Here is a 16,191-nt window from a genome sequence, read left to right as displayed (position 1 = left end):
GGACTCCCGGCCCCCGGACCCCCTCGCCGTTCCCGTCACTCCGTGGCGATGGCCGCCAGCACGTTCATGCGACCCGCGCGGAACGCGGGGATCAGCGCGGCGACCAGGCCGACCAGGGCGGACCCGGCGAAGACCCAGCCGATCGTCGCCCACGGGATCTCCAGCACCTTCATCCCCTCCAGGGCGAGCAGCTGCTGCGCGGTCGCGCCCCAGCCCATGCCCAGGCCCAGCCCGAGCAGCGCGCCGAACAGGGCGATGACCACCGACTCCAGACGGATCATGCGCCGCAGCTGCCGCCGCGACAGGCCGATCGCCCGCATCAGGCCGATCTCCCGGGTGCGCTCCACCACCGACAGCGCCAGCGTGTTCACCACGCCCAGCACCGCAACGACGATCGCCAGCGCCAGCAGCCCGTACACCATGTTGAGCAGCTGCCCGACCTGATCCTGGAGGGTCTGCTTGTAGTCGGCCTGGTCGCGCACCGTGTACTGCGGGTACGGCTCCAGCGCCTTCTGCAGCGCGGCATACGCGGCGTCCTCCTCCCCGTCCACGGCGCTGCCGAACATCAGCGCGTTCAGCGGCATGTCCTTCTGCGCCACGTACCGCTCCGCGGTGGCGATGCTCGCGTACATCGCGCCCTTGTCGATCACGGCCTCGTCGGAGGTGACCGCCCGCACCGTCAGCTCGGCCGTACGCCCCTGCGCGAAGTCGACCCGCAGCGTGTCGCCGGTCCGCAGGCCGTGCTTCTTCGCGAAACCCGCGAACACCGACATGCTGTCCTTCGCGTACGCGTCCGCCAGTTCGCCCTGCGTCGTCTCCACCCGCAGCACCTCGGCGTACGAGGGGGTGGCCGCGTTGAGCGTCTCGCCCTTCAGCGTCGTCCCGTCCGGGGTGGTGATCGCGATGTCCAGCACCCTGTACTCGGTGACGTCGGCCAGCCCCTCGGCGCTCCGCACCTTCTCCGCGGCCTGCGGGGTGATCGGCTGACCGGTGTCGGAGCCGACGATGAAGTCGGCGCCCACCGACTTGTCCAGCTCCTCCGTCGCCGAGGCCACCATGGAGGAGCCCACCACCGACAGCGACGCGACCAGCGCCAGACCGATCATCAGCGCCGCCCCGGTGGCTCCGGTGCGGCGCGGGTTGCGCAGCGCGTTGCGCTCCGCGAGCCGTCCGACCGGGCCGAACAGCCGCAGCACCACCAGGCTCAGCGCCCGCACCACCACACCGGCCAGCAGCGGGCCGACCACGATGAAGCCGACCAGCGTCAGGACCACGCCCAGCGCCAGCATCCCGGCACCCGCCGACGCCTCCTCGGCACGCGACGCCACGTACAGTGCCGCCGCGCCGACCGCCGTGAGCAGCACGCCCAGCACAGCCCGTACGGCGCCCGCCCGGCCGTCGGCCGGAGTACCCGCGTCGCGCAGCGCCGCCATCGGCGACACCCGGCCCGCGCGGCGGGCCGGCAGCCACGCGGCGAGCACCGTCACCACGACGCCCAGCGCCACACCGATCACGGGGGTGGTCGCCTTGACCGTCAGCTCCGAGGTGCTGAGGTTCATGCCCATCGCGCCCATCAGCTCCATCAGGCCGACGGCCAGGCCCACCCCGGCACCGATGCCGACGACCGACCCCACCACGCCCAGCAGCAGCGCCTCGGTCAGCACCGACCGGTTGACCTGCCGACGGCTGGACCCGATGGCGCGCATCAGCCCGATCTCCCGGGTCCGCTGGGCGACCAGCATGGAGAAGGTGTTGACGATCAGGAACACCCCGACCAGCAGCGCGATCCCGGCGAAGCCGAGCATCGCGTACTTCATCACGTCCATGAACTCCGCGACGTCCTGCCGGCTGTCGTCCGCGGTCTCCGCCTGCGTGCGGTAGGTGTACGCGTCGGAGCCGACCGCCGCGACGACGTTCTCCTTCAACTGCTCGTGCGTCACGCCCTCCTCGGCCGTGACGACGACGCCGGTGTACGCACCTCGGTCGCCGAGCAGTACCCGCTGCGCGGTGGCGGTGTCGAAGTAGACGACCGCCGCACCGGGGTTGGTGACCTCGAAGGCCGCGATGCCGGAGATGCGGGCCGTGTGGTCGCCGGTCACGGCGAGGGTGCTCAACTCGTCGCCGACCTTCAGGCCGTGCTTGTCCGCCGTGTCGGCGTCGACCATCACCTCGGTCGGTCCGCGCGGCGGGTGGCCGGCGGTGACCTCCATCGAACGCCGGTCGGCGCCCGTCCAGTTGGAGGCGATCGTCGGCGCGCCCGTGGTGGAGCCCATGTTCTCGTTCTCGGCGTTCACCACCGTCACGCTCATGCTGACGACGACGCCCTCGGCGGACCGCGCGCCCTCCGCCCGCTCCGCCTTCGCCAGCGCTCCGGCCGGCAGGGACGCGGGGCGTCCGGTGGCGGACACCTCCTCGTCCTCACCGGTCTCCTTCGGCGACACCGTCACGTCCCCCGAGGTGGCGGCGAACAGCTTGTCGAAAGTGGCGTTCATGGTGTCGGTGAACACCAGCGTGCCGCTGACGAACGCCACCGACAGCACCACGGCGACCGCGCTCAGCGCCATCCGGCCCTTGTGCGCGAGCAGGTTTCTCAGCGAGGTCTTCCACACGGTCACGACGCACTCCCCGCCACCGCGCCGGCCGCCCGCTCCCCGCGCACCCGGAGCGGCTCGCCCGCGGGCGCGAACATCCGCATCCGGTCCAGCACCTTCTCCGCGGTGGGGCGGTGCATCTCGTCCACGATGCGCCCGTCCGCCAGGTACAGCACCCGGTCCGCGTACGCGGCGGCGACCGGGTCGTGCGTCACCATCACCATCGTCTGGCCGAGTTCGTCCACCGAACGCCGCAGGAACTCCAGCACCTCCGCGCCGGAGCGCGAGTCCAGGTTGCCGGTCGGCTCGTCACCGAACACGATCTCCGGACGCGCCGCCAGCGCTCGCGCCACCGCGACGCGCTGCTGCTGGCCACCGGACAGCTGGTTCGGGCGGTGCTTCAGCCGCCCGCGCAGTCCCACGGTGTCCACCACGCGACCCAGCCAGGCCCGGTCCACCTTCCGGCCCGCGATGTCCATGGGCAGCGTGATGTTCTCCGCCGCGTTCAGCGTGGGCAGCAGGTTGTACGCCTGGAAGATGAAGCCGATCCGGTCGCGGCGCAGCCGCGTCAGCTTCTTGTCCTTCAGCCCGGTGATCTCCTGGTCACCGACCCGGATGCTGCCCGAGGTCACCGTGTCCAGACCCGCCAGGCAGTGCATCAGGGTCGACTTGCCGGACCCCGAGGGTCCCATGATCGCGGTGAACGCGCCGCGTTCGATGTCCACGTCAACACGGTCCAGCGCCACCACCCGGGTCTCCCCCGAGCCGTACGCCTTCACCACCTGCCGCGCCGCGGCCGCAACGGCCGCACGGCCCCCGTCGCCCCCGGTCCAGGTCTCCGCTACCGCCGTCGTCACGTGTCCTTCTCCTCCACCGAAACCGTTCGGTCGCCTCGTGCCGGGACGGTTCTCCCGGCCAGTGTTCAGCCTCCTGGAGCGGCGGCGGCGCCACGATGGTGCCCGTCGCCGTTCCCGTGCGGGGGTTTGCCCCACCCCGCACGCCCGGCGGCCCGTAGCAACACGGTAGGAACGCCCACCCGGCTCCTCGTCCTGCCCAGGGACGAGGAGCCACCGATCCCCCGGTGGGTGCCACCCCTAGGGGGTCGCGGCGACGGTCCCCGACACCCCTGCGGCGACGCGGGCCGCCCGCTACACGACGACGGGCACGCCCCGGCCCGACCCGGTGCACCCGGCCGAGGCCGCCGGCCAGCAGGTCGGCATGGGCGTCGTGGTCGAACACCTCGACCGCGCCGCCCGGAGCCGCGCCCATCCCGTCCATCGGCGACACCGGCCGGCGTAAAGCGTCGTGCCGGAGAACTCTGCGGGGGCGAGAGACGCCCATGCCACGCAACCTACCGACGGGCACCGACAGGTCAGGTCCGCACTTCAGGTCCGCGCGAGCCGGGCGGGCAGCAGGCCGGCGAGGAGGGTGGCGAAGGCCGCGTCGGCGTCCTGGCCCAGGAACCAGTCGCCGGTGTGGTCCAGGCAGTAGACCCGGCCCTCGGCGTCGACGGCGAGGAGACCGGTCGCGTCGTCCGGGTCGCCGCCGACCGGAACCTCCGCGCCCAGTGGCGCCACCGCCGAGTCCAGCGCCCGCCCCAGGTCGGCGAGCGTGCGCGCCGCGTACAGACCGTGCAGCGGGTCGAGGTGCAGCCCGGTGGGCGCCAGGTCGCGGCCCGGGCCGCGCGGCACCAAGTGCAACCCCCCGAACTCGGCCCACGCCTCGACCGCCGCCGGGAACACGGCGTGCTCGTGCCCACCGGGCGCCACGTGCGCCCGGAGGGTGTCCGCCCACACCTCCGCCTCCCGCATCTCCCACCGGCCCGGACGCCAGCCCGCCTCTCGCAGCACCGCATCGACGGCGACGGGGAACCGGGTGGCGGAGCTGCGCGCGTGCGGAACGCTCACGACCCCTCCGCCTCCCGCTCGCCCGCACCCGCCTCGGCGTAGGCGCCGGGGTCGACGGCCGCGACCCCGAAGTGGTCCAGCAGACGGGCGCACGACCGGCACGGCGGCGCGTAGGCACCGTGCCGCGGATCGCCGTCCTCCCGCACGTGCCGGGCCGTCAGCCGCGCCTGCTTCAGTGCCTTGCGGGCCTCACCCTCACTCATGGGCCACTCCGCCTTCCGGCCACTGCGCGCCGCGTCCGCCGAGTTCAGGAAGCGCGACAGCAGCACGGCTTCGGAGCAGCGCCCGGGGCTCCGCCCGCGGTCGGCCGTCGGCAGGCCGGCGAGGAAGTCCGCGACAAGCGGGTGGAGTCCGGGCGGGGTGTCGGACCGGCTGCCGGTGCCGGTCAGGGTGCCGCCGCGGACCGAGAGAGCCCCCGCGACGGCGGGAAGGATGCCGTCGCGGCGGTGGTGGAGAAACGGCGCCGCGGCGAACGCGGCGGCGGGCCCGCCGGACCCAGCCGCCGCGCCGTCCCGCATCAGGCCGAGCCGCGGGTCGTCCGCCCGCGGCCCGGAGGGCGGGGCCGGCGGCGACCCGGCCTGCCGTGGAGCGATGTTCATGGTCGTGCTGTCCTTCCGCGACCCCCTGGCGTGGAGATCCGCGCTCAGTATGCCGGGAGACGCCCCCTCCGGACCGCGGGTTCCGCCGCCGAGCGGCGATGACCGGGCCCGTACCGAACGCATAGGCTGTGCGGGTCAGCCAGACGCAGCAGGGGAGCTTCCAGCCATGACGACAGGTCGGCGAGGGACGACGACCGCGCCTCCGAACGCGGCCTACGCCGGGCAGGTCGTGCGGTTTCCCGATCCGGTGCGCGCCGCACGCCACCCGGACGGGGTACGGATGGACGGAGCGGGCCACCCGGACTTCTCCCGCTACGCGCGTGCCGCCGCCGAGATCGCCGAACCCCCGGAGGGCTTCGGCGGCGACGAACTGCGCCTGACCGACGTCGTCTCGGCCAACGCCGCCCTGCACGCCGCGGGCCACGAACTGTGGGCCGGGCTGCCGCCGGTCGCCACCCCGCACGGCTGGGTCTGGCACCACGTCGCCCACTCCCGCCGGATGGAACTCGTCCCGGCCGAGGTCAAGGCGCTGCTGCGGCACCACGCCGGACTGGCCACCGCTGCCGTCGACCACGACAAGCTCGGCACCCGGCCCCTCCAGGAGACCCGGCCCGTCCACGTCGCCGTCCCCCAGCCGGTCGCCGTCACCGAACGGCAGGTGGTGGAGGCGGAGGAACATCTCGGCTACCGGCTCCCCGCCGCCTACCGCAGCTTCCTCAAGGCCGCCGGCGGCAGCGCACCGCGCGGCGTCGCCCTCGATCCCGACCTCGGGCTCCTCCTCGACCAGCCGTTCTTCACCCTGCGCGACGAGGCCGCCGTCAACGACCTCGTCTACGTCAACAAGTGCCTGCGCGACCACCTCACCAAGGACTACCTGGGCGTCGTGTTCGCGCAGGGCGGCATCGTCGCGGTCAAGGTGCGGGGCGAGGCGATCGGCAGTGTCTGGTTCTGCCCCCACGACGACGCCCGCGACCGCGACGGCCTCGACGTGCGGCAGCGCACCGAGACCCTCCTGCGGCCCTGCGGCGACGACTTCGACGACTTCCTGCTCCGGCTCGCGGGCAACCCTCCGGAGCTGGAGACCGTGGCGAAACTGATGGTCGACGGCGGCTTCGCGCGCGCCGTACCGGTGGAGGGGTGAACGCAGTGGTGACCTTCGCAGAGGCACAGGACCGCGCCGAGCGCTGGATCAACGCGGACGTACCCGGCTACCAGCGCCGCGCCGTGCAGCTCCGCGAGTTCGACCTCGGGTTTGTCGTCTGGGCAGAGGACCGGGAGGACGGCCCCACGTCCGAGGGCGCCCGCGCCCGCCTGGTAATCGCCCGCGACGGCGGCGAGGCCACGCTGTGGCCGGGGCTGCCCGTGGACGAGGTCGTCCGCCGGTACACCGAGGAGTACGGCGACGCCGGCCCCGCGCCCGCCCCGGTCCCGCCGCAGCGGGTCGACCTGGAGGCCACGTCCTTCCTACTCACGCCACCGGAGTGGCTCCAGGAGACCGCGGACCGGATGGGCATCCCCGCCCGGCGCCGGCCCGACGACGAGTCGGCCCCGGGCGCGGCCGCGCCCGCCGGTACGAGCAGCGGTACGGGCGCCGGGTCCGACCGGACCGGCGCCGGGCCCGCCACACCCGGCGGCGCTTCCGGCGCGTGGCCGGCGGCCGGCAGCAGCGGCGGAAGCGCCAGCCCCTGGGAAGCCGCCGACACCAGCAGCTCCGGCGAGGGATTCGGCCAGGAGCCGCCCGCCACCGTGTTCGCACCGCCGCTGAGCGGCAGCGACGACGAGGACACCGCGCCGCCCGCCGCACACGGCGAAGAGACGCCGACCGCCTTCCTCACCGAGCGCGGCGCCCCGGCCAGGACCACCACCGCGCCCGCCGTCGAGGACGACCGGGCCGGCGCCGTCGACGAGCCCACCGCCACCGGCGAGCACCGCACGGGCGGCACCTCCCCCGGCCCGTCCGGCACCCACGGCAGGTCCCAGGGCGCCGGCACCCCGCCGCCTCCGCCGGTAGCACCCCCACCGGCCCCCGCACCCGGCGCCGGCCTCACCGACTTCGACACCGACCGCCGCCCGTCCTCCCCGCCCAAGTCCTCCCGCGGCCCGTCCGTGCCGCCCCCGCCCGGCCCACCACCGGCACCCGGCACCCCGAGCGGCGCCGGAAGCACCGGCGGCGGCAGCACCGGCGGCTACGTGCCGACCCAGATGGTCTCCGCCGACGACATCGCTTCGCAGGGCAGCGACGCCCCGGAAGGCGGCTCAGCCCCGGACGGGCCCGCCGACGGCCCCGGCAGTCTCCACCACGCCGCGACCATGCTGGCCGGCCCCCTCCCCGGCGGTCCCGGCGCCGCCCCGACGCCCCCATCCCCCGCCGCACCGCAGCCGCCGCACACTCCCGGCACACCCCCACCGGGCGTCCCCGCCCCGCACCCGGGCCCGCCCCCACACGCCGCGGCCCCGATGCCCCACGGCACGCCCCCGCCGCACGCCGGCGCGGCACCCCCCGCCTACGGCCGGCCCCAGCAGCCCGGCGGCGCCCCCACCGTCGGCCCCGGCTACATGGCCGTCCTGCGCTACCGCGCACCCGACGGCTCCGAACAGCAGCTCATCCGGCGCTCCGCACCCGGCACCCCGCACCCCGAGTGGCAGATCCTGCACGAACTCCGCGCGATGAACGTGCCGCCGCAGCAGGTCCTGGAACTGCACACCGAGCTCGAGTCCTGCGACCTGCCCGGCGGCTACTGCGCCCGCATGATCCGCGAGACCTGGCCCCAGGTGCGCGTCAGCCACACCGCCGCCTACGGCACCGACCACGCCTCCCGCCAGCAGGGCATGCGGCACCTCGTCGAGCACCAGGGCGAACTGCACCAGGTCGCCGACGCGCCGCCGCGCCCCGCACCCCACCGCGTACCGCTGCCCCCGCCGCACCAGATCCAGCTCGCGCCGCCCATCCCGCCGGACGCCATCGGCCACGAACTGGCCCAGGCGTTCGGCCCGCAGGGCGTCTTCCGCTTCGACCAGCGGGCCGTCTCCCGGCACGGCATCCCCGACATCGTCGGCCAGGTACTGGTCTGGGCCGGCGTACCCGTCGACGTGGGCCCCTTCTTCTGGGGCCAGGCCCAGCCCGGCCGCCCCGTGCCCACCCTCGCCGAACTCGCCCAGGAACGCGGCGCCCGGCCCGCGCCCGACGCCGGCTCGTACCTCGTCATGGGCAACGACTTCGGCCGCCAGCTCTGCGTCCAGTACGGCACCGCGCACATCGTCGCCGTCCCGCTGGACGCGGAGGCCGACGGCAGCTCCGCCACCCCGCAGTTCGTCAACACCGGGCTGCCCGAGTTCATCCGCTGCCTCGCCCTGCTCGGCCGCATGTGGCGCCTGCGCTACGGCCTCACGCCGGAACAGGCCGGCCGCTGGACCGTCGATTTCCAGATGCAGCTCGCCATGCTCGACCCCGCCGCCCTCTCCACTCCGGAGAACTGGTGGTCGGTGCTGCTTGAACAGATGTGGGACGGCCTCTTCTGAGGCGTGCCCGCCGGCACTGCCGGGTCACCCGACAGGGTGGCCCGGCAGAACGACGCGCTGACGCACCGCCACCACCCGCCGAAGCCCCACCCCACGGCGAAAGCACCGGTCACACCGCCCACCACGGCTCTCAGGGTCGCCCAGACACCCGCCTGAATCCGCTCACTTGCGACAGGATGTGCCGATTACGGCCCGACGGGAGGCATGACGCATGCTGGAACGCGGGTACGGGCGAGGCGGGCACACCCGACCGCGTCGCCACCCCCTCGCGGCACCCGCCGCGCGAGGACACGCAGCAGCTCGAGACAAGGGGCATCCATGAGTGCGTCGTCGCCGCACGGCTTCGTCGTCGTACGTCGCGGCTACCGGCCCGACCAGGTCGACGGCCGCGTAGCCGACCTCACCCGGGAACGCGACGAGGCCGGCGAGCGCGCCGCCCGGCTCACCCTGCTCGCCAAGGAACTCACCGAAGAAGCCGAACGCCTCCACCACCTCGTCGCCACCCTCCCCCCGCAGACCTACGAAAGCCTCGGCGCCCGGGCCCAGGAACTCCTCGCCGAAGTGGAAGCGGAAGCCGCCGAAGTCCACAACACCGCGCAAACGGAAGCCCGGCACCGCACCGAACAGGCCGAACGCGACGCCACCGCCACCCGGGACGCCGCACGCGAGCGGGCCTCCCGCACCCGCGACGCCGCCGAAGCCGCCGCCCGCCGCACCCGCGACGCCGCCCAGACCACGGCCGACGAACTCCGCACCGCCGCCCGCGAAGCCGCCTCCGAGATCCGCGGCGAAGCCGCCGACGCCCACGAGGAGATGACCCGGCGCTGCCAGTCCCTCCTCGCCGACCAGCGCAAGGAACACACCGCCGGCAGCGATGCCCTCGACCGCGAACTCGGCGAACACCAGGCCGCCACCGCGGCACGCCTCGCCGGCCTCGACGACCACGGTCGCACCGTCCTCGGCGAAGCAGAACGCGCCTACGCCGAGGCCGAAGAGGCAGCCCGCCACCGACAGGAGGACGCCGAGGCCCAGGCCGCCGACCTGCTCGCCCAGGCCCGCGCACAGCAGGACCGCATCGAACGCGACACCGACCGCATCCTGCGCGACCACGACGAACAGGCCGAGGAACTCCGCTCCCACATGGCCCACGTCCGCAGCAGCCTCGCCACCCTCACCGGCCGCGGCAACACCGTCGACGACGCACACGACACCGACGGCGGCGGCGGCAATGCCCCCGCGGACCGCGCCGAACCCCCTGCCGGCGGCGCCGAAACGGAACCCGGCCGCAACGACACCGCCACCGAAACGGAACCCCACCTGCCGGAGCAGACGAAACGCTCCGACGGCTGACCCGGCCACGCCGCGAGGCGGCGCCGCTCAGGCCGCGCCGCCCTCCGGAATCACCGCCGACACCCGGAAACCCCCCGCATCCGTCGGCCCGGACACGAACACCCCGCCCAGTGCCGACACCCGCTCCCGCATACCCACCAGACCGTTCCCCCCGCTCGGCAGACCCGCGTCCGCCACCCCCGCCGACGGCGGCTCGTTCTCCACCTGCAACGCGACCTCCCCCTCGCGATGCGCCAGCCGCACCCGCGTCCGCGCACCAGCCGCGTGCTTGTGGACGTTCGTCAGCGCCTCCTGCACCACCCGGTAGGCCGTACGCTCCACCCGCGCCGCGTAGCCCGCCGCCGGAGACTCCCCGGACACCGACAGCTCCACCGCCATCCCCGCCTGCCGCGACTGCCCCACCAGCACCTCCAGCTCGCCCAACGACGGTCCTGCCGCCCCGTCCTCCTCCGGAGGCCCGTACGCCGCTCCCGGCCCCACACCCGACGGCACCCGCGCGCCCTCCCCGGAAGACGGCACCGACGGCACCTCCGGCCCTGCCCCGGACGCCCCCTCAGGCGCCGCCCCGGACGCCGCAGCCGCGAGATCCGCCAGCCGCGAAGGCCGCGCCCCCTCCGCACGCTCCCGCTGCCCCGCCGGCGCCGCCCGCCCCCCACCGTCCGCCGTGCGCAGCACACCCAGCATCGTCCGCAGCTCCGTCAGCGCCTGCCGCCCCATGTCCCCCACCAGAGCCGCGTTCTTCGACGCCTTCTCCGGATCCTTCAACGCCACCGCCTGCAACGCCGCCGCATGCACCACCATCAGGCTCACCCGATGCGCCACCACGTCGTGCATCTCCCGCGCGATCCGCGTGCGCTCCTCGTTCCGCGCCCACTCCGCACGCTCCTCGGCCCGGTCCGCCAGCAGCGACAGCTCCCGCTCCAGACCGTCCGCCCGCTCCCGCAGGCTCTCCACCAGCCGGCGCCGTGCCCCCGCGTACATCCCCAGCAGCAACGGCGGCACCGTCACCCCGACCGACGCCGCCAGCGACACCGTCGGCACGAACCACCCCGGCGGGTCGAACCCCGACTCCTGACTCACACTCTGATGCACCCGGACGAACGTGATGATCACACCGCCGACCACCATCATCCCGGCCAGCCACACCGTGATCCGTCGTGGCACATCCGACGCCGCCAGCGTGTACAGGCCCACCGTGCTCAGCAGAAAACCCATCTCGGCAGGCGTCACCGCGATCGCCACCAACACCACGACGATCGGCCACCGGCGCCGCAGCACCAGCACCGAACCCGCCACCACCCCCAGCAGCACCCCGAACGCCACCGGCACATCGGCCGTGCCGGAGAACTTCACCCCCTCCACCGCACACTCCGCGGCCGACAGCGCCCCCAGCACCACGTCCAGCACCATGCCCCGGCGGCGCTCCCACCACCACGGACCGCCACCGCCCTCCGGCGCACCCGACCGTCCGCCCTGGTCCTGGGCTCGAGCAACTTCCCCCGACTCGGTCATACCGCCCACCCTAAGACCGTCCCGGCCCGCTCTCCCGACCCCGTGCACCACTCGAACTGGTGAATGCGACGCCCTTTCGCGCCGTGCGACCGCATGTGCGACGAGAGTGAGCACATGACCGGTACACACGGGGCATCTCAGGAGGGACCGCTCATCCCGCAGCGGCGCCGACGCGACGGCGACGACACGGGCGGCATCCTGCGCGGCGCCGCCACCTACGAGGAGCTGCGCGCAGGGCGGTCGCCCTCCGGCGCCGGGGCCTCAGCCGCCGCCAGATCCGCGACGCGCTCAAGGAGTGCCGGCCTGTACCGCCGCATCGAGGGGTGGTGGCAGGGAAGCGTGGACGGCGCCCGGTCGACAGCCGCTACACTGCCCGTTGACAGCGATCCGCCGTAGTGTAATTGGCAGCACGGGGCTTTTTGGTGGCCTTCGGTCCGGGTTCGAATCCTGGCGGCGGAGCAAGCAGCGCAGCTCACGGCGCAGCCAGGTCGCCTACACCGGCACCGGTATCCTGCGGGGGTCATCTTCACCCGAAGCCGAAGGGCACACCGTGAGCGCCAACCGCCCGGCAGCCGTCGTCGTTCTCGCAGCGGGTGAGGGCACCCGCATGAAGTCGGCGACCCCGAAGGTCCTCCACGAGATCTGCGGCCGTTCTCTCGTCGGCCATGTCGTCCACGCCTCCCGCAGCCTCGCTCCCGAGCATCTGGTCGTCGTCGTCGGCCATGCGCGGGAGCAGGTCACCGCGCACCTGGCGGAGGTGGACGGCGGCGTCCGTACCGCCGTGCAGCAGGAGCAGAACGGGACCGGCCACGCCGTGCGGAAGGCGCTGGAGGAGCTGTCGGCCGCCGGTGTCGCGCTGGACGGGACCGTACTCGTGACGTGCGGCGACACTCCGCTGCTGACGGCCGGGACACTGCAGGCGCTCGCCGACGCGCACGCGGCGGAGGGGAACGCCGTGACCGTGTTGTCGGCGGAGGTGCCGGACGCGACCGGTTACGGCCGGATCATCCGGGACGAGGCGAACGGCGCGGTGTCCGCGATCGTGGAGCACAAGGACGCCTCGGACGCGCAGCGCGCGGTGCGGGAGATCAACTCGGGGGTGTTCGCGTTCGACGCGAAGCTGCTGATCGACGCGCTGGGGAAGCTCCGGACGGACAACAGTCAGGGCGAGGAGTACCTGACGGACGTGCTGGGGATCGCGCGGGAGGCCGGGCACCGGGTGGGTGCGTCGGTCGCGGTCGATCACCGGGAGATCGTGGGGATCAACAACCGGGTGCAGCTGGCGCAGGCGCGGCGGATGCTGAACGACCGGCTGCTGGAGCGGGCGATGCTCGCGGGGGTGACGGTCGTCGATCCGGCGTCGACGTGGCTGGACGTGACGGTGTCGTTCGGTCCGGACGCGGTGGTGGAGCCGGGGACGCAGTTGCTGGGGGCGACGCATGTGGCGGCGCGGGCGGAGGTGGGTCCGGGTTCACGGCTGACGGACACCTCGGTAGGCGAGGGCGCTTCGGTGGTGCACACGGTGGCGCTGGGGGCGGAGATCGGCGCGGGTGCGTCGGTGGGTCCGTACACGTATCTGCGGCCGGGTACGCGGTTGGGCGGGGGTGTGAAGGCGGGCAGTTTCGTGGAGATGAAGAACGCGGAGCTGGGCGAGGGGACGAAGGTGCCGCACCTGTCGTACGTGGGCGACGCGTCGATCGGTGAGCACACCAACATCGGTGCGGCGAGCGTGTTCGTGAACTATGACGGTGTGCACAAGCACCGGACGTCGATCGGCTCGCATTGCCGGACGGGTGCGGACAACATGTTCGTGGCTCCGGTGACGGTCGGGGACGGCGCGTATACGGCCGCGGGTTCGGTGATCACGAAGGACGTGCCGGCGGGGTCGTTGGCTGTTGCACGGGGGCAGCAGCGGAATATCGCGGGCTGGGTGGCGCGGAAGCGGCCGGGCAGCGCGGCGGCGCAGGCGGCGCAGCGTGTGGAGGATGGATCTTCGGAGGGTTCGGAGGGGGTGTGAGCTGCGCCCCGGTGTGCGGTGTGGGGTACGCGGGGCAGGTCGGCGGGGTTTACGGTTAAGGGGCACTCACGCCCAGCGGAACGCAAGGAGACTGTGCTGTGACCGGGATCAAGACGACCGGCGAGAAGAAGTTGATGCTCTTCTCCGGCCGCGCTCACCCCGAGCTTGCGGAGGAGGTCGCTCAGCAGCTGGGTATCAGCGTGGTCCCGACGAAGGCTTTCGACTTCGCCAACGGTGAGATCTACGTCCGCTTCCAGGAGTCCGCTCGGGGGGCGGACTGTTTTCTGATGCAGAGCCACACTGCTCCGATCAACAAATGGATCATGGAACAGTTGATCATGATCGATGCGTTGAAGCGGGCTTCGGCGCGGAGCATCACGGTGATCGTGCCGTTCTACGGCTATGCGCGTCAGGACAAGAAGCACCGTGGGCGGGAGCCGATTTCGGCGCGAATGATCGCGGATCTTCTGCGGTCGGCGGGTGCGGACCGGATTCTCACGGTGGATCTGCACACGGATCAGATCCAGGGTTTCTTCGACGGTCCGGTGGATCATCTGTTCGCGCTGCCGATTCTGGCGGATTACGTGGGCGAGAAGGTGGACCGGTCGAAGCTGACGGTCGTCTCGCCGGACGCGGGCCGGGTGCGGGTGGCGGATCGTTGGGCGGACCGGCTGGGTGCGCCGCTGGCGATCGTGCACAAGCGGCGTGATCCGGATGTGGCGAACCGGGTGACGGTGCACGAGGTGGTCGGCAGCGTCGAGGGCCGGGTCTGTGTGCTGGTGGACGACATGATCGACACCGGTGGCACCATCTGCGCGGCGGCGGACGCGTTGTTCGCGAACGGCGCGGAGGACGTGATGGTGACGGCGACGCACGGAGTGCTGTCGGGCCCGGCGGCGGACCGGCTGAAGAATTCCAAGGTGAGCGAGTTCGTGTTCACGAACACGTTGCCGACGCCGGGTGAGCTGGATCTGGACAAGATCACGGTGCTGTCGATGGCGCCGACGATCGCGCGTGCGGTGCGTGAGGTGTTCGAGGACGGTTCGGTGACTTCTCTCTTCGAGGAGCAGGCCTGACCTGCTGTCCCGGCTCCGGCCGGGAGTGATCGATTTTCGTGCGGCCTTCCGCGCCGGGTAGACTCCTGGGGTTGCTCGGCGAGGGAGGCCGTTCGCGTGTCGTCGCAAGGACGCGCGGGTGGGGTCTCCGTTATCGACGCGCTCTTCGTAGCAGGCCTGTCGTGGGCCGGGTGACTCCCTGTCCAACGGAATGTCCATACGAGGAGCGCAGTCATGGCTGACGTCAACCTTTCCGCGAAGATCCGCAGCGAGTTCGGCAAGGGTGCCGCGCGCCGTCTGCGCCGCGAGGAGAAGGTCCCCGCCGTCATCTACGGTCACGGGGCCGAGCCGGTGCACGTCGAGATGCCCAGCTACGACATGATGATGGCCCTGAAGACCCCGAACGTCCTGATCAACCTGGACGTCGAGGGCAAGAAGGAGCTGGTGATCCCGAAGGCCGTGCAGCGTGAGGCCATTCGCGGCTTCCTGGTGCACGTCGACCTGCTCACCGTGAAGAAGGGCGAGAAGGTCCACGTCGAGGTCCCGATCCACATCGAGGGTGAGCTGGCCCCGGGGCAGCACGTGCTGGAGCACGGCCTGAACTCGCTGCCGGTCGAGGCCGAGGCGACGCACATCCCGGAGTCGGTGACGGTGTCGGTCGAGGGTCTGGCCGCGGGCGACTCGGTGCAGGCCAAGGACATCAAGCTGCCGGCCAACACCTCGCTGGCCGTCGAGGACGACGTCATCGTCATCCAGGTCCTGGCGCCGCAGATCGAGGAGCCCGCCGACGAGGAGGCCGAGGGCGAGGAGCCCGCGGCGGAGGCGGAGACCACGGAGGCCGCCGCGGAGTAGTCCGCGGCTTCGCCGGACGTCGGGTGGCCGCCGTCCCGGGTGCCTCGGGCACACGGGGCGGCGGTCGCCGTACTGGAGTTCTTACACGGCCGCGGAGGGCCTTCGATGACGACGAACACCGGTGGTGGCGGTCCCGTGCCGGAAGGGCCGTGGCTGATCGTGGGGCTGGGGAATCCGGGTCCGCAGTATGCGGGGAACCGGCACAACGTGGGTTTCCTGGTCGCGGATCTGCTCGCGGAGCGGATGGGCGGCCGGTTCAAGGCGCACCGGTCGCGTGCGGAGGTGTGCGAGGGTCGGGTCGGCACGCCGGGGGTGTCGAGCCGGCGGGTGGTGCTGGCGAAGCCGATGTCGTTCATGAACGTCTCGGGTGGGCCGGTGACGGCGCTGCGGGATTTCTTCAAGGTGCCCGTGGCGCAAATCGTCGTGGTGCACGACGAGTTGGACATCGGTTATGGCGCCCTGCGGTTGAAGCTGGGGGGCGGGGACAACGGCCACAACGGGCTGAAGTCGATCACGAAGTCGCTGGGTCCGGACTATCACCGGGTGCGTTTCGGGGTGGGGCGTCCGCCGGGACGTATGGCGGTGGCGGATTTCGTTCTGCGTGATTTCTCTGCCGCGGAGCGCAAGGAACTGGACTATTTCGTGGACCGGGCGGCCGACTCGGTCGAGTCGTTGATCGCGGATGGTCTGGAACGGGCGCAGAGTACCTACAATTCGTGAGCACAATTCCTCGATAAGCGCACCTTTCGGGCAGTCGGTTGACCTGGGGGGCGGAATGGCTGAGTATCG

The 16,191-nt window shown here is 72.7% G+C and carries 12 protein-coding genes and 1 tRNA gene; 8 read left to right on the top strand and 5 right to left on the bottom strand.

What is annotated here, in order from left to right:
- Nucleotides 1–35 precede the first annotated feature (35 nt).
- The 4 genes from E4198_RS16275 to E4198_RS16260 form a co-directional block, all read right to left on the bottom strand.
- Nucleotides 36–2,615, bottom strand: coding sequence for an FtsX-like permease family protein (locus E4198_RS16275; protein WP_136183802.1), 2,580 nt, complete (start codon nucleotides 2,613–2,615; stop codon nucleotides 36–38).
- Entirely contained in the window at nucleotides 2,612–3,448 is an 837-nt protein-coding gene (locus tag E4198_RS16270; RefSeq protein WP_136183801.1) for an ABC transporter ATP-binding protein, read from the bottom strand. Before E4198_RS16270 ends, E4198_RS16275 begins: the two co-directional genes overlap by 4 nt.
- Before the next feature lie 528 nt (nucleotides 3,449–3,976).
- Nucleotides 3,977–4,498 (bottom strand): SUKH-3 domain-containing protein, encoded by a 522-nt coding sequence (locus E4198_RS16265; RefSeq protein WP_136183800.1) that lies wholly within the window; start codon nucleotides 4,496–4,498, stop codon nucleotides 3,977–3,979.
- Entirely contained in the window at nucleotides 4,495–5,016 is a 522-nt protein-coding gene (locus E4198_RS16260; RefSeq protein WP_247597933.1) for a YwqJ-related putative deaminase, read from the bottom strand. Before E4198_RS16260 ends, E4198_RS16265 begins: the two co-directional genes overlap by 4 nt.
- 247 nt (nucleotides 5,017–5,263) lie before the next feature.
- Between E4198_RS16260 and E4198_RS16255 the strand changes: the two genes are divergently transcribed.
- The 3 genes from E4198_RS16255 (at nucleotide 5,264) to E4198_RS16245 (ending at nucleotide 9,966) form a co-directional block, all read left to right on the top strand.
- Complete coding sequence (locus E4198_RS16255; protein WP_136183798.1) at nucleotides 5,264–6,238, top strand: SMI1/KNR4 family protein; 975 nt, start codon at nucleotides 5,264–5,266, stop codon at nucleotides 6,236–6,238.
- A 5-nt stretch (nucleotides 6,239–6,243) separates the two neighbouring features.
- Nucleotides 6,244–8,616, top strand: a complete 2,373-nt coding sequence (locus E4198_RS16250) for an SUKH-4 family immunity protein (RefSeq protein WP_136185423.1) — start codon at nucleotides 6,244–6,246, stop codon at nucleotides 8,614–8,616.
- A gap of 318 nt (nucleotides 8,617–8,934) precedes the next feature.
- Nucleotides 8,935–9,966 carry a cellulose-binding protein gene (locus E4198_RS16245; protein ID WP_210732838.1) on the top strand — a complete coding sequence of 344 codons (1,032 nt, stop codon included), beginning with the start codon at nucleotides 8,935–8,937 and terminating at the stop codon, nucleotides 9,964–9,966.
- Nucleotides 9,967–9,993: 27 nt separating this feature from the next.
- On the opposite strand, the gene E4198_RS16240 is transcribed toward E4198_RS16245, so the two are convergent.
- Nucleotides 9,994–11,478 (bottom strand): histidine kinase, encoded by a 1,485-nt coding sequence (locus E4198_RS16240; RefSeq protein WP_136183797.1) that lies wholly within the window; start codon nucleotides 11,476–11,478, stop codon nucleotides 9,994–9,996.
- Nucleotides 11,479–11,864: 386 nt separating this feature from the next.
- On the opposite strand from E4198_RS16240, the gene E4198_RS16235 reads away from it, so the two are divergent.
- The 5 genes from E4198_RS16235 to pth all read left to right on the top strand — a co-directional run bounded on the left by E4198_RS16235 (nucleotide 11,865) and on the right by pth (nucleotide 16,122).
- Nucleotides 11,865–11,937, top strand: a tRNA-Gln gene (locus E4198_RS16235).
- Between the two features lie 91 nt (nucleotides 11,938–12,028).
- On the top strand, nucleotides 12,029–13,495 hold the full coding sequence (glmU, locus tag E4198_RS16230) for a bifunctional UDP-N-acetylglucosamine diphosphorylase/glucosamine-1-phosphate N-acetyltransferase GlmU (RefSeq protein ID WP_136183796.1): 1,467 nt from the start codon (nucleotides 12,029–12,031) through the stop codon (nucleotides 13,493–13,495).
- A 98-nt stretch (nucleotides 13,496–13,593) separates the two neighbouring features.
- Nucleotides 13,594–14,571, top strand: coding sequence for a ribose-phosphate diphosphokinase (locus tag E4198_RS16225; protein ID WP_136183795.1), 978 nt, complete (start codon nucleotides 13,594–13,596; stop codon nucleotides 14,569–14,571).
- 213 nt (nucleotides 14,572–14,784) lie between these two features.
- Complete coding sequence (locus E4198_RS16220) at nucleotides 14,785–15,402, top strand: 50S ribosomal protein L25/general stress protein Ctc (protein WP_136183794.1); 618 nt, start codon at nucleotides 14,785–14,787, stop codon at nucleotides 15,400–15,402.
- Nucleotides 15,403–15,507: 105 nt separating this feature from the next.
- Nucleotides 15,508–16,122, top strand: a complete 615-nt coding sequence (pth, locus tag E4198_RS16215) for an aminoacyl-tRNA hydrolase (protein ID WP_136183793.1) — start codon at nucleotides 15,508–15,510, stop codon at nucleotides 16,120–16,122.
- The last annotated feature ends 69 nt before the right edge of the window (nucleotides 16,123–16,191 follow it).

It is taken from the genome of Streptomyces sp. RKND-216, assembly GCF_004795255.1.
Lineage (GTDB): Bacteria > Actinomycetota > Actinomycetes > Streptomycetales > Streptomycetaceae > Streptomyces > Streptomyces hazeniae.
Note: the sequence above shows the minus strand (reverse complement) of the source record. Positions and strands in the feature narration are given on the sequence as shown.

Coding starts and splice junctions, on each gene's coding strand:
- E4198_RS16260 (WP_247597933.1), bottom strand. CDS start 5,016: ATGCGGGACGGCGCGGCGGCTGGGTCCGGCGGGCCCGCCGCCGCGTTC.
- pth (WP_136183793.1), top strand. CDS start 15,508: ATGACGACGAACACCGGTGGTGGCGGTCCCGTGCCGGAAGGGCCGTGG.
- E4198_RS16220 (WP_136183794.1), top strand. CDS start 14,785: ATGGCTGACGTCAACCTTTCCGCGAAGATCCGCAGCGAGTTCGGCAAG.
- E4198_RS16245 (WP_210732838.1), top strand. CDS start 8,935: ATGAGTGCGTCGTCGCCGCACGGCTTCGTCGTCGTACGTCGCGGCTAC.
- E4198_RS16255 (WP_136183798.1), top strand. CDS start 5,264: ATGACGACAGGTCGGCGAGGGACGACGACCGCGCCTCCGAACGCGGCC.
- E4198_RS16240 (WP_136183797.1), bottom strand. CDS start 11,478: ATGACCGAGTCGGGGGAAGTTGCTCGAGCCCAGGACCAGGGCGGACGG.